Raw genomic sequence first — 21,191 nt, forward strand, 5'->3', positions numbered from 1 at the left:
ACGGGCCCCCGGAATAGCTCGATGTCCAGCTACCCTTCGGGCTGTGACATCTCAGCATCGTCGAACTCTTCTGTGCGTCGGTGACCTCGTTGAAGACGTCGTCGTCTGGTCGACCGGCGCGACGCGGGCTGGGACGGACAACCCGGCGCGAATTTGCCGGGCGCGTGGGGGTGCGGCGTCCAATGTTGCTGCGTTTGCGAGCAGTCTCGGGACACCTGTTCGATTCGTCGGGCGGGTTGGAGACGACTCCGCGGGCGAGGCATTGGTGCGGGACCTGGTCGGGGCCGGTGTTGATGCGAGGGTGCAGAGGCACGGGAGGACCGGGACGATCGTGATTCTCGTGGGTGCCGACGGAGAGCGCACGATGTATCCCGACCGAGGGGCCGCGGCTCAACTGGCCGACGTACCTGACGTCTGGCTGTCCGGCGCGGATGCTGTCCACCTCTCGGCGTACTCGCTGACCGGGCCGTCGCTGTCCGTCCTTCGTCGGGCGTCGGAGATCGCTCGGGCCGAAGGGGCGATCCTGACCATCGATGCGTCCTCGATTGCGCTGATCGATTCTGTCGGACCTGCGCGGTTCCGTGAGTTGATCAGAACCCTGCGGCCGACGTACGTCTTCGCGAACGGGATCGAAGCCGACGTCGGCTCTTTGCGAGACCTCGCTGGTACGACGGTTGTGGTCAAGAACGGCGTGGAGCCCACCGAGATTCATGCCGACGGCAAGAGGTCGGCAACCGTCCAGGTACCCCCGGTGGACGAAGTGCGTGACACGACTGGTGCCGGGGATGCGTTCGCAGCGGGCTTCCTGACCGCCGTACTCGCGGAGGCCGATGCCGTCGAGGCGGTCGAAGCCGGCCATAGGCTTGCCCGGCGGGTTCTCAGCGAACCTGGCGCCACCCTCGATGAGAACGGAGCCGAGTGTGATTGAGCCCAGCTTGTCCGACGACGTGGCGCAAGCGCTGGCCGAAGGTCGCGCGGTCGTCGCGCTCGAGTCGACGATCTTCTCCAATCTCGGACTGCCCGCCCCGGCGAACGCCGACGCACTCGCACTCTGCAAGCAAGCAGTCCTCGACCACGGCGCCACCCCGGCCGTGACCGCGATCCTCGACGGCCGGCCACATGTAGGGCTTTCGTCGGACGAGGAGAATCGCGTGCTGCAGGGCACTCGCAAGGTCGCCGAGCGCGACCTGGCTGTGGCGCAGGCACAAGGATGGGACGTCGGCGTCACCACCGTCTCGGCAACGGTCGCCTTGGCCCACGCCGCCGGTATCTCGGTGTTCGCCACCGGCGGCATCGGCGGTGTCCACCGCGGATCAGAAATCAGCGGCGACATCTCGGCCGACCTCGACGCGATCGCCAACCACCCGGTCATCACCGTCAGCGCCGGCGCCAAGGCCTTCCTCGACCTGCCGCGAACACTCGAGTATCTCGAGACCGCCGGCGTACCGGTCCTGGGCTGGCAGCACGACTGGTTCCCGGCTTTCTACACGCGGTCGAGTGGTCTGCCGATTCCGCACCGGGTCGACGACGAGCGAGTGGTCTGTGACGTTCTCCGCTTCCGCGCGCGGCCGGCTACCGGCGTCCTGCTGACTGTTCCGATTCCCGTCGCCGACGAGATTCCGGCGTCGCGCATCGACGCCGTACTCGCGGCCGCGTTGGAGGCCAGCGCCCGTGCCGGAATCGTGGGTCCCGCCGTCACGCCGTACGTCCTCGCGAGGATCGAGAAGGAGACGGACGGCGAGAGCATCCCGGCCAACCTCGCGCTGGCCCGGAACAACGCGGACCTCGCGGCCCGGATCGCCGTCACACTCGCCGCAGGCTAGTCGGCTGCCTGCTCGATCTTGTCAAGGAGAGCGGCCCCGAAGTCCTTCGCCGGCATGTCGGCCACGGACAGCAGGGTCGCCGTCCGCTGAATGCCCGGAATCCGCCAGACCTGCTCCATCAGAATCGTCCGCAGCTCGCCGTAGTCCCGGACCCGCATCCGGATCAGCAGATCGAGCTCCCCGGTGACCAGCGTGACGTCTTCGACCTCCGCCAGTTCCCACAGCGCGGCCATGATCGCGGCGACGTCGTACCCCGGGCCTGCTTCGATGGAGAGGAACACGACCTGGCCGTAGCCGACGACCGACCAGTCGACCTGGGCGCTGTAGCCGGTGATGACGCCCTTGCGCTCCAGCCGCGCCATCCGCTCACCGACGGTCGGCGCGGACACTCCGAGCATGGTGGCGATCTGGCGCTGCGACGTACGGCAGTCTGCGACCAGGATCTTCAACAGGGCAAGGTCGATCGCGTCGAGCACGTACGGTTCGCGCGTCGTCGCGACCACGTCGCGGACGTGCGCCAAAGAGGAGTGATTATCGGCGAGCATGAGATTCTCCCGCGGTCTCGGAGATGAGGCGGAGCTGGGTGAAGGCGAGGATGCCTTCGATTCCGCCTTCGTAGCCGTAGCCGGAGTTGCCCAGACCACCCAGCGGTACGTCGGGCAGCGACGGAGCCAACTGATTGACGCCGATGTTCGAGGCGTTCAGCTGCCGGACGACCTCGTCGCGCACGTTCATGCTGTTGGTGAACAGGTACGCAGCGAACGAATAGGGAGACGCATTGGCTGCATCGATCGCCTCGTCCACCGTGCTGAACGATGAGACGGTCGCGATGGGACCGAACGGCTCGTCCGAGAGGATCAGGGCCGTCGAGTCCAGCGGGAGCCCGGCGACGACTGTCGGCTCGAAGTAGAACCCGTCACGGTCTGCTTGGTTGCCGCCGGTGGTGATGGCGGCCCCATGATCGACAGCATCGCGGGCGAGGCGGACCAACGCATCGACACGTCCCTGATGTGCGACCGCGCCGAGCGTGACTCCCTCCTCGGTGCCATGCCCAAGGATGTAGGACCCCGCCTTGGCGGTGAGCTTGTCGACGAACTCCTGGTAGAGGGACTCGTGAACGAAGTACCTCGAGGGCGCGACACACGACTGACCGGCGGAACCGAACTTGGCGGCCGCCGTCGTAGCGATCACGTGGTCCACGTCGGCGTCATCCATCACCAGCACCGGAGCATGCCCGCCCAACTCCAGTACGGTGCGGATCAAGTTCGGTGCTGCCTGCGCGGCCAACGCCTTCCCGACCGCGGTCGACCCGGTGAACGACAAAGCCTTGATCGACGAGGACGAGGTCAGCTGTTCCGATACCGCTCGCGGATCACCGAAGACCAGATTCACCACTCCCGCTGGAAGGCCCGCGTCAACCAGCACCTCAACGACCAGTCGCGCTGTGGCCGGAGCGAACTCCGATGCCTTGAACACCACCGTGCAGCCGGCCGCGAGCGCAGCACCGAGCTTGCGCGTGGCCAGGACTGCCGGGAAGTTCCAGGCCGTGATCACCGCGACCGGGCCGAGCGCGGTCGGGACCGACGTACGGCGTGAACCGGCCACGATGCCCGGGAACATCGTGGCCCGCACCCGGGCGGCCTGTTCACCGTTCCAGCGCAGCGTCTCCACCGCACGGCCGATCTCGCTGCGCGCGTCGGCCTCTGTCTTACCGGTCTCCAGGAGGATCGTCGCCACGGCCTCCTCGGCACGATCCGCGAGCAGGCCGGCCGCACTCCGGAGGATGTTGCCTCGATCAACGGCCGGCGTGGCCGACCAAGCTGGGAACGAGAGCTCGGCAGCAGTGATCGCCTCGGCGACCTGGTCGGCGCCGGCGAGCGACACGGCACCGACGGTCAGACCGTTGCCTGGGTCAACGTTGTCGAGCTTCCCGGCCGTGCCCGCGGTCCACGATCCGTTGACGAACAGATCCGCGTCCATTCGTGCCAGTCCGGTGTCAACGGACATACGACGCTCCGTTCACGTCGATGGTGGTGCCCGTCGCGTGCTTGGCCAGACCAGACGCCAGGAACGCGATGATGTTGGCAACGTCCTGCGGTTGTGCGACCTCCCCCAGGCCGGTCTGCTCCGCGGCGACCTCGACGCCGACCGTGTCACGGAAGTCCGCGTTCAAGTCGGTGTCGACATACCCGGGGGCGACGGCGAAGGCGGTCACGCCGTGACGACCGTACTGGCGTGCGATCGTGCGCGTCATCGCAACCACCCCGGCCTTGGCCGCCGCGTAATGCCAGTACTCCGGATCCTCACCGCGGAACGCAGCGCGCGACGCCAGATTGATGATGATCCCGCCCCGGTCCAGTGCGGCGTACGCCGCCACCGCCTCACGGCACAGGACCGCGGGCGCCTTGAGATGCAGGTCGAGCGAGAAGTCCCAGACCTTGAGCCACTCGTCGAGGGGTGCGTCCAGCGGAGCCGGCGGATAGGCGCCGGCGTTGTTGACCAGAACGTCCACCTGCCCCTTGACGGCCCAAGCGTCGTCCCACAGCTTCTTGACCGCCGCCAGGTCGGTGAGGTCGGTGACCAGGACCGTGGCGCTGTCACCGAGCTCCTTCGCGAGAGCGCCGAGCGCGGGCTCCGAGATGTCGTGAACCAGCGCATGCGCGCCCTGGGCCACCACGGTGCGAGCGGTCGCCGAGCCGATACCACCACCGGCGCCGGTGATCAGAACAACACGACCCTCGAGGCTGCTCATCAAGATCCTTCCATCTGTAAGCTCATGATGGCTCAGCTGTTATCATTCTCCAAGTTCTGAATGTCACCGACCTTACAGCTAACTCCCCGAGGAGTTGTTCGAATGAGTGGCTTGCGCGTTCTCTTTCTCGGTGGGACCGGGATCATCAGCTCGGCCTGCTCCTGGCGAGCCGTCGAGCTGGGACTCGACCTCACGGTCGCCAACCGGGGCAAGACCTCGATCCGCCCGCTCCCGCCGGAGGCGAAGCAGATCACCGCCGATATCGAGGACAAGGCGTCCTTGGCCGCTCTCGCCGGTCAGGACTTCGATGTCGTGGTCGACTGGGTCGCGTTCACGCCCGATCAGGTGCGCGCTCGCACCGACGCGCTGCGCGGACATGTCGGCCAATACGTGTTCATCAGCTCCGCGTCGGCGTACCAGACCCCACCGGCCCGGCTGCCGATCACCGAGTCGACGCCGTTGCGCAACCCGTTCTGGCAGTACTCACGCAACAAGATCGCCTGCGAAGACCTCCTCACCACCCTGTACCGCGAGGAGGGCTACCCGGTCACAGTCGTGCGGCCTTCGCACACTTACGACCGCACGCTGGTGCCGTTCGACGGTGGCTGGACGATCGTCGAACGGATGCGCCGCGGCCAACCCATCGTGGTCCATGGCGACGGCACCTCGTTGTGGACGCTGACGCACCACCGCGACTTCGCCCGCGGACTGGTCCCCCTGCTCGGCCACCCACGTACGCTCGGCGACACCTTCCAGATCACCTCCGACGACGTGCTCACCTGGGACCAGATCGCGAACGCGCTCGCCACCGCGGCCGGCACGACAGCACAGATCGTCCACGTCCCGTCAGACGCCATCGCCGCCGTACATCAGGGCTGGGGCGACGGCCTCCTCGGCGACAAGACCCACTCGGCCGTCTTCGACAACAGCAGACTCCGCCAGGTCGTCCCCGACTACGTCGCCACCATCCCCTTCGAAACCGGCGCCCGCGAAATCATCGCCTGGCACGACGAAGACCCCACCCGCCACCGCATAGACCCCGCCATCAACGAAGCCATGAACACCCTCATCACCCGCTACACAGGCTGATCCGCCACCCGTCGGCGTACTGCCGTGCCGAGCCCAGGCGCCAACCGCTACTACCGCTCACGTGGTGAGCTCCAGTTCGTGGTTAAGGTGCGTGTCGCTCCTCGAACACTGAAACAATTCTTCAACTCCTCCCGGTGACACGGCGCGTTTTCTCACTTTTTCTGCCGTCAGTCCCTGATTCCACGCACGGCGTATCAACGCACGATCGAAGGCTGTCCGTATAGATAACTTCGCTCGTGATTGGGGTACTCCGATGTCGTCCGCTGCGCCGGTCACCACACGGCGCCGACACGTCCGGGCCGTGAGACCAGGCATCATGTCCTTTCTGCTGCCTTTCTTCATTATCCTGGTAGTCCTGATCAAATCCGAGGGCGACCATGAATCTGGCTTCCTCGCCTGGTACACGACCATCGTTTGGTCACTGCCAACCGCAGTCACGATCAGAGGACTTCTCGGCGGCGTGCTGACGCGACGCCACCCTGCGGCAGCCCCGCCGCCGGAACTCGTCAGGAATCCACTGATCGTGGCGATCCCGACGATCGGGAGGGCCGACGTCCTTCCCGCTCTTGATCGTGTCGTCACGTCATGCTGCCGGCATCTTCCGAATGCCTTCGCACAGATCCGCATCGACGTCATCATCGAGGAGGGCTGCGCCGCGCGGAGCGCGATCTCGCTGCTCGCCGGGCGATACGACAACGTGCGCATCGTCGAGATTCCGGCCACCTTCCGCACAGCACGCGGGACGCGGTTCAAGGCCCGCGCCAACCACTTCGCAAACCTGGCGCGGATCGACTCGGGCGAGACGCGCGACGACGTTTGGGTCCTGCACATGGACGATGACACCGGTGTCGGCGAGGACACTGTCGCCGCTCTCGCCCGCTTTGTGAGTGACCAGCACGCGGCGGGTACAGCCGGACTACACCTGGCCCAAGGTGTATTGGCCTTCCCGCGGGAGCATGCGAGCAACCACTGGGTCTGGCTGGCCGATGCGATCCGTCCTGCCTGCGATGTCAGCCTCTTTGCTGCCGGTACAGGGCTCGGCACCCCCCGATGCGGGCTACACGGCGAATTGCTGCTGGTTCGGGCGTCGGTCGAGGCCGCTATCGGGTGGGACTTCGGCCCGTCTTCGACGGTTGAGGATGCCGAGTTCGCGTTGCGCTTCAGTGAACGGTATCCCGGGCGCAGCGGATGGTTCACGGGCCGCTCCTACGGCGCGTCCCCCGCCACTACGCGCGACTTCCTGCGCCAGCGCGAACGATGGGTGGCCGGACTCCTCAGGCTGGCATGCAACAGCGGGATCCCGGTGCGCCAGCGACTGCCGCTCCTGCACAACGTGCTGGTGTGGCTTTGCTGCCCCATTCAACACCCGGCAGTCGTGCTAGCGCTTGGTCTGGCGCTCAGTAGCGGCGCCACCTGCCCAGTGGCGGCGGCAGTCATACCTGTCTGGGCCGTGAACGGGGCGTTCACCTGGTGGCTCTACTGGGAGGGGTACCGGATCAATGTGCACTCCTCGGTAGACACCCGGACCCGCGTCAGCGAAGCGATCCAGCTCCTCGCCTTCATGCCGCTCTTCGTTCTGTGGGAGGGCATTGGGATGGTCCGGGGAGTCCTGCTCTGTCTACGACGAGACGCACGGTTCACCGTCATCGCGAAACCACTCTGAGAAAGGAAACACCATGACCACAGAACCGATCGGGCTGCGCAGACTTTCGCTCGACGTTGCCCTGCCTGACGAGACTGACGAAGCCGAGCGCGCCGAACTGGCACAGCGGCTGTACATGGAGCTAGGGCAGCTCGACGTCGACAGAGCCGACTTCGCCGATGGCGGGCCACCACCGGCCGGCTCGAAGGCCGACGCCTTGACGCTATCTACGATACTGCTCACCTTCAGCGCGTCTGGCGGGGTCTTCACAACCATCATCAACCTGGTTCACGATTGGCTGCTGCGGCAGCCGCAGCACGTTGTGGTCGACATCAAGATCGACGACGAGCAATTCCGCATCGAGGGCGCGACGCCGGAGGAGCGCCTGCGGCTGCTGGAGACCTTCGTTGCCGGCCATTCGGACAGCGGATGACCGGCGGTCGTTTCGCCCTCCTCGTGGCGAATTACCGGTTCACCGATCCGGGCCTCGCGGAGCTCGCGTCCCCGGCCGAGGACGTCGAGGCGCTAAGGCAAGTGCTGGCGGATCCGGCCATCGGCTGCTTCGCGGTCGAACAATGCGTGAACCAGTCCGCCCACTCGGTGGCTCGGAGCGTGGAGGCCTTCTTCTCCGAGCGCAAGCTCGACGACATGCTGTTGTTCTACTTCACCGGGCACGGTCTCAAGGACGAACACGGCAAGCTCTACTTTGCGACGGCCGACACGGAACGCCGCTACCTCCGCGCGACGTCACTGGCCGCGACGTTCCTCCATGAGGCCATGGAGCGCTCCCGTTCGCGCTGCAATGTGCTCGTACTCGACTGTTGCTACAGCGGCGCGTTCGCGACCAGCCGCACCGCCAAGGCAGATACGGCCATACACACCCCAGAGCGCTTCGCCGCGCGAGGTCGCGCTGTGCTCACGGCATCGGACGCGATGCAGTTTTCGTTCGAAGGTGACAGAGCGTTCGGTGACAGGCCGCTGTCTGTGTTCACCGAACTCGTCGTGGCGGGACTGCGCACTGGAGCAGCGGACCGCAACGATGACGGCTTCGTCGACATCGACGAACTCTATGACTACGTCGACGAGCGGATGCGCGACGTAGCCCCTCAACAGCAGGCCGGCAAATGGCAGTGGGATGTCCAAGGGCGCATCGTCGTCGCACGCAACCCTCGCTCACACGATGAGGCCCCTTTGCCGCCCGTCGCCCTCATCCCTTCCCCAGCGCCCGTCCTTCGTCGTCGCCTGTCGCGCCGCACTCTCTTGCGCGCCGCCGGAAGTACGGCAGTAGTTGCGGCTGGAGCGGGAGCGTTGAGGGTGCGACAACTGATGTCCGACGATCGGCTCCGGCCGTGGTTCTTCGAAACCGATGGGGAGATCTACTCGTCGCCCGCGATCGCCGACGGCACCGTGTTCATCGGTAGCAATGACCGGAACCTCTATGCACTCGATGTCATGACAGGCGCTCCCCGCTGGCATTTCACAGCAGACGGCGCTATCACCTCATCCCCCACGGTGGCCGACGGCGTTGTATATGTCGGCTGCAATGACGGCAGGGTGCACGCCCTCGACGCTGCCAGTGGACAGGAGCGGTGGACATTTGCGACCAAGGCCGTCATCCACTCGTCTCCTGCAGTGTGGGGCGGCACGGTGTATGTCGGCAGCCGGGACCATAACGTCTATGCCATCGGTGCGGCCACCGGTACACAACGCTGGCGGTTCAGTGGAGGAGACTGGTTCAATTCGTCCCCCGTAGTGGACCGCGGGACTGTCTATGTCGGATGCCGGGATCACAGGGTCTACGCTCTCGATGCGGCGACTGGGCGTCGAAAGTGGTATTACACAACGTCGCTTACCGTCGACTGCTCGGCTGCGGTGTCCGGTACGACAGTGTGGATCGGCTCGGATGATCAGAGCCTCTACGCACTCGACACGCGCACTGGCGCATGGATCTGGCAATTCCGTGCTGAAGGCGGCATCGTCTCCAGCCCGGTGCTGGACAATGACGTGCTCTACGTGGGCAGCGACGATTCGAATCTTTACGCCATCTCCGCGTCAACGGGCCGACTGAGCTGGCGGCATCCCACAGGAAACGTCATCCGTTCAACCCCCGCAGTCGACGGCGACACAGTTTACGTCGGCAGCCGGGACCGCCACCTTCACGCCATCGACACAGTCACCGGTGACGAGCGCTGGACGTTCGCCGCCCGTGGCCCGATTGACGACTCTTCCCCTGTCCTGACATCAGGATTCGTCATCGTGGGCAGCCTCGACCACCGCGTCTACGCTATCCGGGCCTCCGACGGCGCAGGCCCATGATCACTACGCGCCAGCGAGGCCTACGCGCCTGCTGCCGGACCATCGCGACGTACGGGAGTGTGACGCGGCTCAGCGGCTGGTGCGGAGGGATTGGGCTAGTTCGTCGAGGGCTGGGAGGGCTTCGATGATGGTTCGGGCGGACTTTTCGGGGAGCTGGTCGAGGCAGGAGCCGAGAGCTTCGGTGCGGAGGAGTTTGACGCGTTCGTGGAGCTGCCGGCCCGCGTCGGTCGCTTCGACCTGGACCGCGCGGAGGTCGTCCGGGTTGGGGTCGCGCTGGATCAGGCCGAGCTCGGTGAGTCTGCCGACCACCCGGGAGAGCATGGTGGGGTTGAGCCCCTCGAGCTGAGCCAGCTCGGTCAGGCCGAGCGGACCGCGGAAGGCGATCAGGCCGAGGACGGAGGCCTGGGTCGGGGTCAGGCCCTCGTCGGTCGCCGTGGCGTTGAGCTCCCGGGCCAGCTTGGAGATCACCCCACGGAGCTTGCTCAACGTCTCGGTGTCAGTCATGTCACCCCTTTATTGCCTGCCAGCAAGCAATGTAGTCTGTTCATCGATGGAACCGTCGAGTGCCACCCCAGTGATCACCGAGCCGGCCGGTGACGAACCACTGGCCCATCGCCGGCTCGTCTTCGGTATCGTCGCGATCGCTCTGCTGATGGCTTCGATCGATCAGACCATAGTCGCGACCGCGCTCAACGCCATCCGCGGCGACCTGAACGCCGAACTGACCTGGAGCGGCTGGACGATCACCATCTACGCGCTCGGCCAGATCATCGTGATGCCTTTGGCCGGCCGGCTCGGCGACCAGTTCGGGCGCAAGAAGGTCTTCCTCGGCGCGGCCGCCCTGTTCACCATCGCCTCGCTGTGCTGCGGCCTGGCCGACAACATCTACCTCTTGGTGGTGTTCCGCGCCTTGCAGGCCATCGGCGGCGGCGCGTTCATGCCGACCGCCACCGGCATCGTCGCCGAACAGTTCGGCCGCGACCGGGACCGGGCGATCGGCATGTTCACCTCGATCTTCCCGATCGGCGGCATCATCGGCCCGATCATCGGCGGCATCATCGTCACCTACTGGTCGTGGCGTGAGATCTTCGTCGTGAACGTGCCGATCGGTCTGCTGCTGATCGCGCTGGGCCTGCGCTTCATCCCGAGCAGCGCGCCGAAGGCCGCCTCTCGGGTGGACGGAGTCGGCGCCCTCCTGCTGGCGCTGACCATGCTGTTCGGCATGTACGGGATCAGTTCGCTCGGCGGCAGCGGCGCAGAACCGACCGATCCGCTGTTCATCGCGGCCATGGTGATCGCCCTGACGCTCGGCTTCCTGTTCGTCCGGCACGCGAACCGGCACGTGGCGCCCTTCATCCCGCTCAGCCTGCTGCGCGGCCACGGCTTCGGGGCGATGAACACCATCAACTTCCTCTTCGGCGCAGCCATGCTGGGCTTCGGCGCACTCGTCCCGCTGTACGCCGAATCGCGGTACGGGATCCAGCCACTCCAGGCCGGGACACTGCTCACCGCGCGGGCTGTCGGGATGATCTGCGTCGCCGGTCTGGCGGTGTTCGCGCTCCGCCGTACCGGCTATCGGGCCCCGATGATCGGTGGCTTCGTACTGGTCGCGGTCGGGATGACCGTGATGTCGCTGCCCCCGCACGGACTCACGCCGTACGCCTGGCTGGCGATGGCGGCGGGGATCACCGGCATCGGGATGGGCCTGTCCATCCCCGCCTCGAACAACGCCAGCCTGCAACTCGCCCCGGACCAGATCTCCGCGATCGCCGGCCTGCGCGGGATGTTCCGTCAGTCCGGCGGGATCGTCGCCGTCTCGATCACCACGACGATCCTGACCCACTCCACCAGTAGCGGTACCGCCCAGGCCTACAGCTTCGTGGTCTTCGCAGCCATCCTGGTGCTGATGATCCCGCTCACCCTGCTGGTCCCCGACCACCGCGGAACCTGGTAGCCGACCTCACAGGGCGCCTTGACTGGCTGCCGACGGGCGGAGCATCGTGATGGGTGCTGAGGGGGAAGACGCATGCCCGAGCCATCGGACGACTGGTATCTGTGGGGTCCGTATCTGAGCGAGCGCCAATGGGGCACGGTTCGCGAGGACTACAGCGCCGACGGTGAAGCCTGGGGCTTCCTCCCGCACGACCAGGCCCGCTCGAAGGCTTACCGCTGGGGCGAGGACGGGCTGGCCGGGTTCAGCGACCGCGAGCAGCATCTGTGCCTCGGCCTCGCGTTGTGGAACGGGCGCGACCCCATGCTCAAGGAGCGGCCGTTCGGCCTGACCGGTGCGGAGGCCAACCACGGCGAGGACGTCAAGGACTACTGGTGGTACCTCGACGCCACCCCCAACCACGCCTGGAACCGCTGGCGCTACCACTACCCCCAGGCGGCCTTCCCGTACGACGACCTGCGCGCCGAGAACCGCAGACGCGGCAAGCACGACCCCGAGTACGAACTCCTCGACACCGGCGTGTTCGACGAGGACCGGTACTGGATCGTCGAGGTGCACTACGCGAAGGCGAGTCCGACCGATCTCCTGATGTCCGTGCAGGTCACGAACGCCGGCCCGGACACGGCGACCCTCCACGTCCTGCCGACCGCCTGGTTCCGCGACACCTGGTCATGGGACATCGGCGCTCCGCGACCCGAGCTCACGGCATCCGGGAGTACGTCGGTCCGCATAGCGCACCCGTCCCTCGGTGAACTCGAACTGCTGGCCGGAGGCACGCCGACGTTCTTGTTCTGTGAGAACGAGACCAACACCCAACTCCTGTACGGCGTCCCCGGCACTACGCCGTACCCCAAGGACGGAATCAACGACCACGTCGTGACCGGCGCCCCGACCGTCAACCCCGCTCGCCGGGGAACGAAGGCCGCGGCCTGGTACACCGTGGACGTCGCACCGAAGGCGACGATCGAGCTGCGGTTACGGCTGCGCCCCACCGGCACCGGCCCGGATCCAGCGACCGCACTGGGCCAGGATTTCGACGACGTCGTCGCCACGCGCCGGGCAGAGGCCGACGAGTTCTACGCCGGCCTCACTCCCCCGGCCGCCTCGGCAGACGAGGCGATGGTGATGCGGCAGGCGTTCGCCGGGATGCTGTGGAGCAAGCAGTTGTACTACTACGACGTGGCGCGCTGGCTCGACGGCGATCCCGGCCAGCCGACGCCGCCGGCCTCGCGGCAGACCGGCCGGAACTCCCGCTGGCGAACCTTCAACTCCTTCGACGTGATGTCGATGCCGGACAAGTGGGAGTACCCGTGGTTCGCCTCCTGGGATCTCGCCTTTCACTGCATCGCGCTGGCCCACGTGGATCCGGAGTTCGCGAAGAACCAGTTGCTGCTGGTCTGCCGCGAGTGGTTCCAGCATCCGAACGGCGCGCTTCCGGCGTACGAATGGGACTTCGGCGACGTCAACCCGCCGGTCCAGGCCTTCGCGGCGCTCGAGGTCTTCGCCATCGACGGCGGTCGCGATCTCGCCTTCCTCAGCCGGATCTTCGACAAACTGCTGGTCAACTTCACCTGGTGGGTGAACCGTGAGGACGCCGACGGGTCGAATCTGTTCGAGGGTGGCTTCCTCGGCCTCGACAACATCGGCCCGCTCGATCGCTCGCATCTGCCGGTCGGCGGCGTCCTGGAGCAGTCCGACGCCACCGGATGGATGGCGGGGTACGCGCTGGCGATGACGACGATCGCGGCGGTCCTGGACCGGACCGGGTACCGGCCGGCCCGTGATCTGGTGCACAAGTTCCTCGAGCACTTCGCCGAGATCCGCACCGCGATGTCCGCGCAGGGAATGTGGGACGAGACCGACGGCCTGTTCTACGACCGGATCGCCGTACCGGGCGGGGGTGTCGTGCCGGTCAGGGTGCACTCCATGGTCGGCATCATCCCGCTGCTCGCCGCCGGGGTGATCGACGAGCAGCAGTTCGAACGGTCCGTTGCCCCAGGCAAGCAGTTCGCGGCTTTCCTGGATCGTCAGGGGTTGCGTGACGCCGAAGGGCTCGCGAAGGCTGGTGTCCTGCGCGGTGACCCCGGACGCCGCCGGCTGCTGCTCGGCACCGTCGGTGTCGAGCAGGCGTTGCGGTTGTTCAGCAGGCTGTTCGACCCCGGCGAGTTCCTGTCCCCGTACGGCCTGCGCTCCTTGTCGGCGTACCACCGCGACCACCCGTACACGATCGAGATCGAGGGCGTCCGGGCCGGCGTGGACTACGAACCGGCCGAGTCGACCACGGACATGTTCGGCGGGAACTCGAACTGGCGCGGGCCGATCTGGTTCCCGCTGAACTTCCTGGTGACCGAGGCGCTGGACCGCTACCACCGCTTCTTCGGCGACGACCTGACGGTCGAGTACCCCACCGGCTCCGGCGTCCGCCAGACCCTCGACACCGTCGCCGACGACTTGCGGGCGCGGCTGGTGTCGATCTTCCTCACCGGTCTCGACGGCCGCCGACCGTGCTTCGGCGGGGTCGACACCCTGCAACGCGACCCGAACTGGAGGCGCAACCTGATGTTCCACGAGTATTTCCACGGCGACAACGCCGCCGGGCTGGGCGCGGCCCACCAGACAGGCTGGACTGGGATCGTGGCAGACATCATCCGGCGCCGGCACGGCGCGGTTCGGCCCCTCGGCGAGGTGCTCCGATCGCTCGGCGAGCGAGAGCCATGAGTACGGCGCTGCCGGGCAGCCCGTCTCCGCTCGGCGCGACCCCCGGGCCCGATGGCACGAACTTCGCGGTCGCCTCCGCGGCCGACGGCGTACTGCTGTGCCTGTTCGATGCCGACGGCAATGAGACTCGGATCCCGCTGGAGGAGCGCGACGGTGAGGTGTGGCACGGGTTCGTGCCCGGCGTTGGGCCGGGCCAGGCGTACGGTTACCGGGCGACCGGTCCGTACGATCCGCGGCGCGGCCTGCGCTGCAATCCGGCCAAGTTGCTGCTCGACCCGTACGCCCGGGCCGTCCACGGCGACGTACGGCCCGGACCGGAGGTGTTCGGGTACGCCGCCGACGACCCGGAGGTCCCCAGCGAGCTCGACTCGGCCGGGCACATGCCACGCAGCCTGGTGACCGACACCGCGTTCGGCTGGAGCGACCGGCCACGGCCGAGCCATGCGCTGGCCGACTCGATCGTGTACGAGGTCCATGTCAAAGGCTTCACCGCCACGCATCCCGCCGTACCGCCGGAGCTGCGCGGAACGTACGCCGGTCTGGCCCATGACGCGGCGGTCGGCCATCTCGTCGACCTCGGCGTGACGGCGGTCGAACTGCTCCCGGTCCATCACTTCGTACCCGAGGGAACCCTGGTCGATCGCGGGCTGACGAACTACTGGGGCTACAACTCCATCGGATTCCTCGCGCCGTACGCCGGATACTCCGCCGCGGTCCGGGCCGGGCAACCGGGCGGACAGGTCGCGGAGTTCCAGGCCATGGTCGACACGCTGCACGGCGCCGGTCTCGAGGTCATCCTCGACGTGGTCTTCAACCACACCGCCGAGGGAAACCATCTCGGCCCGACGCTGTCCCATCGCGGGCTGCACAACCCGGCGTACTACCGCCTCGTCGACGGCGACCAGCGCTACTACGTGGACACGACCGGCACCGGCAACTCGCTCAACGCCGACAATCCGTTCAGCCTCCGCCTGATCATGGACTCGCTGCGGTACTGGCTGACCGAGATGCGCGTCGACGGGTTCCGCTTCGACCTGGCACCGACCCTGGCCCGCGAGGACGGCGGCTTCGACCGGATGGCGGCGTTCTTCGACCTCGTCGCGCAGGATCCGGTCGTCTCCACGGCCAAGCTGATCGCCGAACCCTGGGACGTCGGGCAGGGCGACAGCTACGACCTCGGCCAGTTCCCGCCGCAGTGGAGCGAGTGGAACGGCCGGTACCGTGACGTGATGCGCGACTTCTGGCGTGGCGCCGACGCGCCGCTCGGCGAGTTCGCGACCCGGCTGTGCGGGTCACCCGACCTGTACCGCTGGGACCGGCGGCGGCCGAGCGCCTCGATCAACCTGATCACCGTCCACGACGGCTTCACGCTGGCCGACCTCGTCTCGTACGACGGCAAGCACAACGAGGCCAACGGCGAGGAGAACCGCGACGGCAGCAGCGACAACCGCTCCTGGAACTGTGGTGTGGAAGGACCGACGAGCGACCCGGACATCCTCGCGCTCCGCGCTCGCCAGAGCCGGGCCATGCTCACCACGTTGCTGCTGTCGTTCGGCGTACCGATGCTGCTCGGCGGCGACGAGCTCGGCCGGACGCAGCGCGGGAACAACAACGCCTACTGCCAGGACAACGAGATCAGCTGGTTCGACTGGTCCGCGACCGACGCGGAGCTGATGGCCTTCACCAAGAACCTGATCGCGCTGCGCCGTGCGCATCCGGTCTTCCGCCGCCGACGGTTCCTGACCGGTGTCGCGGCCGAGGAGCTCCGCTGGTTCACCCCGAGCGGCACCGAGATGAAGCCGGCGGACTGGGACTTCCCCGGTGCCCGCAGCCTCGCGCTCTACCTGGACGGCGCGGACAACCCCGATCGGGACGCCGACGGTACGCCGCTCGTCGACGACGACTTCCTGCTCCTGCTCAACGGATGGTGGGAACCGCTGGACTTCGTCGTACCGCCGACCGAGCCCGGCGAGACGTGGGAACCGGAGTTCGACACCTATCAACCGGACGACCCGGTCCCCGATGCGACGCTTGCCGCAGGCAATAAACTCACGGTGCATCCTCGCTCGATCATCCTCTTCCGCGGTCACCGCAGCCCTCAGGGCTCGTAGTGGTTCAGCGTGTGCAGGGCGGTGATGGTCTGGTAGGTGGTCGGACGGCTGGCCGGAGCTTTGGCGAGTAGGGCTTCGATGATCGGGCGCAGAGGGCCGGCGTTCGCGAACGGGGCCGGCCTGGCCTCGACCACCGCGACCAGTGTGCTGAACGGGTCGCCGGCGCCGAAGGGTGACCGCCCTTCGACAGCCGCGAACAGGGTCGCGCCCAGCGAGAACAGGTCGGACGGCGGGCCGACCGCGTCACCACGGGCTCGCTCCGGTGACATGTACGCCGGGCTGCCGGCCATGGCCTCGCTCGACAGGGTCTGCTGGTCGTCGATGGCAGCGGCGATGCCGAAGTCCATCAGAACCACCCGGCCTTCGTCGCACAGTTGGATGTTCGCCGGCTTGACGTCGGAGTGCACCAGACCCGCCCAGTGGACGGCCCGCAGCGCGTCGGCCAGGTGCAGCGCGATCCGCCGTACCTGGCCGATCGGGAGCCGTTCATGCGATGTCAGCACGTCGGCCATGGTCTGCCCTGACAACAGTTCCATGACGATCCAGTGCTCGCCGGCGTCCTCGATCACGTCGTACACCTTGACCACGTTGTGGTGATTCACTCGCGCCGCCGCGCGCGCCTCGGCCAGCGCGCCGGCCCGGACGTGCTCGGACGGGTGACCGAAGAGCACCACCTGCTTGAGCGCGACTCGCCGCCGTAACAGTTCGTCCTCGGCCGACCACACGCGCCCCATGCCGCCGCGGCCAACCAGTGTCCGCAAGCGGTATCGGCCGGTTACCAGGCGCCCTGGGGCGACGACGGTCGGTGCTGACTCCACCGCGACTGTTCCCATGATCGCCTGCCTCTGCCGGTCCGATACGCGTTCTGTGCTCCCTATACGCACCCGGGGCCCAACCGGTTCGATCGACTTTTAGGTGCCCTCGGCAACCTTTTGAAAATTGCTCTGAACCGGATGGCGACGGCGCCCGTGTAGTGCCCATACGTACCAACAGCGCGGCAGACCGCCGTGACCGAACGGGAGGGTCCACATCATGAGTACTGCGACACAGCGATTCCGACGAGGGCTGAGCGCGGCAGCTGTCGCGGCCGTCACCACCGCCATCAGCGTGAGTCTGGCCGGTACGGCATCCGCGACGCCCGCGGGGAGCGTCGTGATCGACACCGGCCAGCTGATCGTCACCGGCACGAACCACGCGGACAACATCACGCTGAGCGTGCCGGCCACCAACACATCGGTCGTCGAGGTCGACTTCGGACCTGGTACGACGAAGCGCACGGTGAACCGCAGCGACTTCGGCCAGATCCAGGTCAACAGCCGGGCCGGCAACGACACCGTGCGGATCGACTACGGCGCCGAGGTACAGCCGCCCACGACCATCGACACCGGCGCCGGCAACGACACCGCGTTCGGTGGCAGCGGCAACGAACTGTTCCGGATGGGCGCCGGCAACGACGTCGTCGACGGGAACCGTGGCGCCGACACGGCGTTGCTCGGCACCGGGAACGACACGTTCATCTGGGATCCGGGCGACGGCAGCGACGTCATCAACGGCGGTCGTGGTCAGGACACGATGCTGTTCAACGGTGCGGCCGGCGCGGAGAAGTTCGCCGCTACCGCGAACGGTCCGCGACTGCGGTTCACCCGGGACGTGGGCAACATCGTGATGGACACCGATGACGTCGAGCGTGTCTCGCTCAACGCGCTCGGTGGCGCCGACACCGTGACCGTGGGCGATCTGCGCGGTACCGATGTCCGGAAGGTCGATATCGACCTCGGCGCACAGCTCAACGCGAGTGGCGGCGATGGAGCGGTCGACGCGGTGACCGTCACGGGCACCGCCGGCCGGGACCACATCCGGGTGTCCGGTTCCCACGGGGACGTCCGGGTCTCCGGACTCAGGGCCGACGTTCGGCTGAAGGACGCGGAACCGACGGACACCTTGACCGTCGACACACTGGCCGGCCGCGACCGGGTGAACACCGGCGGGCTCGCGCCCGGCACCATCACCTTCAGCATCCTCTGACCACCCAACCCGGCGTCCGCACACCGCGGACGCCGGGCCGTTCCGTCAGGCCGGAACGGTTCTCTCGTCGCCTTTCCAGTCTGTGTTGAAGCCGTTGAGGTGGGGAAGTCCACCGACACCTTCGTCCGCAAGGTCTCCCACTGAGACGAGCTTCCCCCGGGGTGGCACGTGCGTACTGGCTCGCACCCAAGCGCCGTACTGGCGCCGACGCCCGGCGAGGCCGCGAGTACGACGCTCGAGGTGAGTTCCACGCCGCCCCACTCTCCGAGCCATGCAACACCTGGGCATGCACCGAAGCTGTCCGGTTTGATTGCCGTCGGCAATATAATGACCGCGCAGGATCCTACGCGTCCGCGGCGGGTTTGTTGGACGCTTGATCGTCGCCCGGCGGATCGGGCTGGGAACTGGGAGCCGCCAGTACTGGAAGGTCCTCGTCCAGATAATCGCGAGCCTGTCGGTACTCGAGCACTGTCCAGGTCGCTGGCAGCACCGTCCACGCGGTGCCGGCCAACAGGGCGATCGCAAGAGCGATCAAGGTCTCAGTCACGATGAAGCCGCACCAGCGGCCACCCGGCTCGAACAGCGCGGTGCCGGACAGCAGGACAGCGGCGGTCGTGTAGACGATCGCGCGGCGCAAGGGAGCAGCCACCTCGAGCAGCCCACCGATGTGGCTCTTGGCGGCGTCCGCTCGGCGGGTCCGCACCGCGTCGTCCGGCGCCCGTGCCAAGAGGCGGGATGTCGCGTCGATCGCGTTGGTCAGGTAGCCGCCGAGCAGGCTGGTGGCTGGCAGCAAGAACACCAGCACGGTCATCGCCGCCGTGAAGGTATCGCCGGCAGCGCCAGACACATCGGCGTGGCGTGAAAGCACGATGAAGCCGACGGCTGCAACCAGCACGATCGGTATGTCGAGGTGCAGCAGGATCCAACGGCGGGACATGACTGCTAAGCCTCCAGGATGCAGGAGTTGTAGCAGTCGCGGTCCAGTGTCCCGCCGAAGGTGCAGGACTCCCGGCAGATCGCGTGGCTCACTCCGAGGAGCTGCGCGGCCGCGGCCAGCCGATCCGGCGCGAACGCCTCAACGACCACCGTCGCCGCGAACGGCACGCCCTCCACAGGGATCCCGAAGGTCGCGAGGTACGAGAGGACCTCTGACGACGACCTGGCCGCCTCGCGCAGCCAGTAGGTCGAATCAGGTCCGGCTGTGCGCCACATTCCGACCGAGACGGCGTGCACAAGCCACAGCGGCTCATGACCGCTCAAGGCCAGCAGGACGCTCAGGCCGACGCTCGGTGGCCGATCCGCAGGGAGCGTCGCTTCTGGATCCAGCATCGCCGAGAACACAGGCCGTGCCTCGATCAAAGGGCGCGGATCGATCCACCCGCTGCCCACCACGTCACCGCTCATCGCCGTCCCCCTCACCCGCGGTGATGCCACCGCCGACAATGTCTCCAAGCAGGTTGCCAGTGTCAACAGTTGGGTCGCGCGGCGCTGCGCAGGTGGTGACTGGAGCTGATTGTTGAGGTTCGGGTGGGCCTTGGGATATCGCTGGTGGGTCGAGGGTGGTGAACGTCGCGCTGGTGGCTCAGGTGAATTCGGGCTGGGAATTCTGGTGCGGCAGCAGTTGTTCGTGAACGGGCCTTCTCGGCTGGTGATGACGGTGCCCAATTCGTGGCCGCTGGGGTTTGCCGTGGGTACTGACGCTGACGACGAGCAGCTCGTTGGTGCCGTGGATGCTGGACTCCTGAAGGACGAGGAGGGCAGGCTAGGCTCGCGGTATGCGGATCTCCGTTTCCTCGGACATGGACCAGCCTGTGGCGCGGGCACTCGTCGAGCAGTTGCGCGGCCGCGGTCACGAGGTCACCACGTACGGGGCGCTCAGCCCGGGTGACGATCCGCAATGGGCCGTCTGCTCCGAAACCGCGGCCCGCGAGGTCGCCGCCGGTACGGCGGACCAAGCCGTCGTGTGTTGCTGGACCGGCACCGGCGCCTCCATCGCCGCGAACAAGGTCCCCGGTGTCCGCGCGGCCCTCTGCACAGACGCCTACACAGCCGAAGGCGCCCGCCGCTGGAACGACGCCAACGTCCTGGCCCTCAGCCTCCGATTGACCTCCGAACCCCTCCTGGAAGAGATCCTCGAAGCCTGGTTCACCACCGACCCAAGCCAGGACGAAACAGACCGCCAGAACGTCCAGCACGTCACCCGATAAGGCGGGCCGAGTCCGGGACCTTCGGCCCTACTGTGGGGGTGCGCGCAGGGCGATCGTGGACTTCTACTGAGGAGGTCACGATGAGCACGCAGGCGAAGTTCGATCACTCTCGGCTCGAGATTGTCCGCCCGGCGGAGTGTCTGCGGCTGCTCGAGTCGGTGCCGCTCGGGCGGCTGGTCTACACGTACGGCGGCCTGCCCGCGGTCCGCCTGGTCAACTTCGTGCTCGACGACGACACGATCGTGTTCAGCACCGGAACAGGCGACAAGTTCAGGGCCGCCGAGCGGGGTGACGTGGTCGCGTTCGAAGCCGACGACGTGGACGGCGAACGCCACCTCGGGTGGACTGTTACCGCCATCGGGCACCTCTCCGTCGTATCACCGGAGGAGGCCGCCGAGTTCCGGCGTACGCTGCCGCTGCACTCCTGGCTCCCGATGGACGACCCACGTCTGGTCAGGCTGGGCATCGAGTCCATCCACGGACGCCGGCTGGTCCCGTGGGGACAGCGTCCTCGGTCCGGTAGTTCACATCGGCGGTGACTTTCCGTACCGTTGGGC

Annotated in this window: 19 protein-coding genes; 12 read left to right on the top strand and 7 right to left on the bottom strand. The window is 67.1% G+C overall.

Annotation, left to right across the window (positions count from 1 at the left end):
• The first annotated feature begins 43 nt into the window (after nucleotides 1-43).
• Both ACZ3HV_RS41730 and ACZ3HV_RS41735 read left to right on the top strand, forming a co-directional pair.
• A complete protein-coding gene (locus ACZ3HV_RS41730) occupies nucleotides 44-928 on the top strand; it encodes a carbohydrate kinase family protein (protein ID WP_465693185.1) in 885 nt (294 codons plus the stop codon).
• Nucleotides 921-1,823 carry a pseudouridine-5'-phosphate glycosidase gene (locus ACZ3HV_RS41735; protein ID WP_465693187.1) on the top strand — a complete coding sequence of 301 codons (903 nt, stop codon included), beginning with the start codon at nucleotides 921-923 and terminating at the stop codon, nucleotides 1,821-1,823. Before ACZ3HV_RS41730 ends, ACZ3HV_RS41735 begins: the two co-directional genes overlap by 8 nt.
• On the opposite strand, the gene ACZ3HV_RS41740 is transcribed toward ACZ3HV_RS41735, so the two are convergent.
• The 3 genes from ACZ3HV_RS41740 to ACZ3HV_RS41750 are packed head-to-tail and all read right to left on the bottom strand — an operon-like array spanning nucleotide 1,820 to nucleotide 4,575.
• Complete coding sequence (locus ACZ3HV_RS41740; protein ID WP_465693189.1) at nucleotides 1,820-2,368, bottom strand: Lrp/AsnC family transcriptional regulator; 549 nt, start codon at nucleotides 2,366-2,368, stop codon at nucleotides 1,820-1,822. The two genes, ACZ3HV_RS41735 and ACZ3HV_RS41740, sit on opposite strands and share 4 nt — an antisense overlap.
• Nucleotides 2,355-3,830 carry an aldehyde dehydrogenase family protein gene (locus ACZ3HV_RS41745; protein ID WP_465693191.1) on the bottom strand — a complete coding sequence of 492 codons (1,476 nt, stop codon included), beginning with the start codon at nucleotides 3,828-3,830 and terminating at the stop codon, nucleotides 2,355-2,357. The genes ACZ3HV_RS41740 and ACZ3HV_RS41745 overlap by 14 nt, the downstream gene beginning before the upstream one ends.
• On the bottom strand, nucleotides 3,820-4,575 hold the full coding sequence (locus ACZ3HV_RS41750) for an SDR family NAD(P)-dependent oxidoreductase (protein ID WP_465693193.1): 756 nt from the start codon (nucleotides 4,573-4,575) through the stop codon (nucleotides 3,820-3,822). Before ACZ3HV_RS41750 ends, ACZ3HV_RS41745 begins: the two co-directional genes overlap by 11 nt.
• A 102-nt stretch (nucleotides 4,576-4,677) precedes the next feature.
• Here ACZ3HV_RS41750 and ACZ3HV_RS41755 point away from each other — a divergent pair, with 102 nt between their 5' ends.
• The 4 genes from ACZ3HV_RS41755 to ACZ3HV_RS41770 all read left to right on the top strand — a co-directional run bounded on the left by ACZ3HV_RS41755 (nucleotide 4,678) and on the right by ACZ3HV_RS41770 (nucleotide 9,622).
• On the top strand, nucleotides 4,678-5,664 hold the full coding sequence (locus ACZ3HV_RS41755) for an NAD-dependent epimerase/dehydratase family protein (RefSeq protein ID WP_465693195.1): 987 nt from the start codon (nucleotides 4,678-4,680) through the stop codon (nucleotides 5,662-5,664).
• A gap of 316 nt (nucleotides 5,665-5,980) precedes the next feature.
• Nucleotides 5,981-7,327: a glycosyltransferase family 2 protein gene (locus tag ACZ3HV_RS41760; RefSeq protein ID WP_465693197.1), complete on the top strand. Its 1,347-nt coding sequence runs from the start codon at nucleotides 5,981-5,983 to the stop codon at nucleotides 7,325-7,327.
• Nucleotides 7,328-7,340: 13 nt separating this feature from the next.
• Nucleotides 7,341-7,739, top strand: coding sequence for a hypothetical protein (locus tag ACZ3HV_RS41765; RefSeq protein ID WP_465693198.1), 399 nt, complete (start codon nucleotides 7,341-7,343; stop codon nucleotides 7,737-7,739).
• Nucleotides 7,736-9,622: a caspase, EACC1-associated type gene (locus tag ACZ3HV_RS41770; protein WP_465693199.1), complete on the top strand. Its 1,887-nt coding sequence runs from the start codon at nucleotides 7,736-7,738 to the stop codon at nucleotides 9,620-9,622. The genes ACZ3HV_RS41765 and ACZ3HV_RS41770 overlap by 4 nt, the downstream gene beginning before the upstream one ends.
• A gap of 69 nt (nucleotides 9,623-9,691) precedes the next feature.
• On the opposite strand, the gene ACZ3HV_RS41775 is transcribed toward ACZ3HV_RS41770, so the two are convergent.
• Nucleotides 9,692-10,126 (bottom strand): MarR family winged helix-turn-helix transcriptional regulator, encoded by a 435-nt coding sequence (locus tag ACZ3HV_RS41775; RefSeq protein WP_360360938.1) that lies wholly within the window; start codon nucleotides 10,124-10,126, stop codon nucleotides 9,692-9,694.
• Between the two features lie 46 nt (nucleotides 10,127-10,172).
• Here ACZ3HV_RS41775 and ACZ3HV_RS41780 point away from each other — a divergent pair, with 46 nt between their 5' ends.
• The 3 genes from ACZ3HV_RS41780 (at nucleotide 10,173) to glgX (ending at nucleotide 16,402) form a co-directional block, all read left to right on the top strand.
• Entirely contained in the window at nucleotides 10,173-11,576 is a 1,404-nt protein-coding gene (locus ACZ3HV_RS41780; RefSeq protein ID WP_465693201.1) for an MFS transporter, read from the top strand.
• Between the two features lie 72 nt (nucleotides 11,577-11,648).
• On the top strand, nucleotides 11,649-14,291 hold the full coding sequence (locus tag ACZ3HV_RS41785) for an MGH1-like glycoside hydrolase domain-containing protein (RefSeq protein WP_465693203.1): 2,643 nt from the start codon (nucleotides 11,649-11,651) through the stop codon (nucleotides 14,289-14,291).
• The gene (gene glgX / locus ACZ3HV_RS41790; protein ID WP_465693205.1) at nucleotides 14,288-16,402 is read left to right on the top strand and encodes a glycogen debranching protein GlgX; all 2,115 of its coding nucleotides are present in this window, start codon (nucleotides 14,288-14,290) and stop codon (nucleotides 16,400-16,402) included. Before ACZ3HV_RS41785 ends, glgX begins: the two co-directional genes overlap by 4 nt.
• On the opposite strand, the gene ACZ3HV_RS41795 is transcribed toward glgX, so the two are convergent.
• The gene (locus ACZ3HV_RS41795; RefSeq protein ID WP_465693206.1) at nucleotides 16,390-17,235 is read right to left on the bottom strand and encodes a serine/threonine-protein kinase; all 846 of its coding nucleotides are present in this window, start codon (nucleotides 17,233-17,235) and stop codon (nucleotides 16,390-16,392) included. The two genes, glgX and ACZ3HV_RS41795, sit on opposite strands and share 13 nt — an antisense overlap.
• A 199-nt stretch (nucleotides 17,236-17,434) precedes the next feature.
• Between ACZ3HV_RS41795 and ACZ3HV_RS41800 the strand changes: the two genes are divergently transcribed.
• Entirely contained in the window at nucleotides 17,435-18,427 is a 993-nt protein-coding gene (locus ACZ3HV_RS41800) for a calcium-binding protein (protein WP_465693208.1), read from the top strand.
• 343 nt (nucleotides 18,428-18,770) lie between these two features.
• On the opposite strand, the gene ACZ3HV_RS41805 is transcribed toward ACZ3HV_RS41800, so the two are convergent.
• Both ACZ3HV_RS41805 and ACZ3HV_RS41810 read right to left on the bottom strand, forming a co-directional pair.
• Complete coding sequence (locus tag ACZ3HV_RS41805) at nucleotides 18,771-19,364, bottom strand: hypothetical protein (protein ID WP_465693210.1); 594 nt, start codon at nucleotides 19,362-19,364, stop codon at nucleotides 18,771-18,773.
• Between the two features lie 5 nt (nucleotides 19,365-19,369).
• Nucleotides 19,370-19,831, bottom strand: a complete 462-nt coding sequence (locus tag ACZ3HV_RS41810) for a hypothetical protein (RefSeq protein WP_465693212.1) — start codon at nucleotides 19,829-19,831, stop codon at nucleotides 19,370-19,372.
• A gap of 371 nt (nucleotides 19,832-20,202) precedes the next feature.
• On the opposite strand from ACZ3HV_RS41810, the gene ACZ3HV_RS41815 reads away from it, so the two are divergent.
• On the top strand, nucleotides 20,203-20,634 hold the full coding sequence (locus tag ACZ3HV_RS41815) for an RpiB/LacA/LacB family sugar-phosphate isomerase (RefSeq protein WP_465693214.1): 432 nt from the start codon (nucleotides 20,203-20,205) through the stop codon (nucleotides 20,632-20,634).
• An 80-nt stretch (nucleotides 20,635-20,714) separates the two neighbouring features.
• The gene (locus ACZ3HV_RS41820) at nucleotides 20,715-21,173 is read left to right on the top strand and encodes a pyridoxamine 5'-phosphate oxidase family protein (RefSeq protein WP_465693216.1); all 459 of its coding nucleotides are present in this window, start codon (nucleotides 20,715-20,717) and stop codon (nucleotides 21,171-21,173) included.
• Nucleotides 21,174-21,191 lie beyond the last annotated feature (18 nt).

The organism is Kribbella sp. NPDC020701, assembly GCF_055562215.1.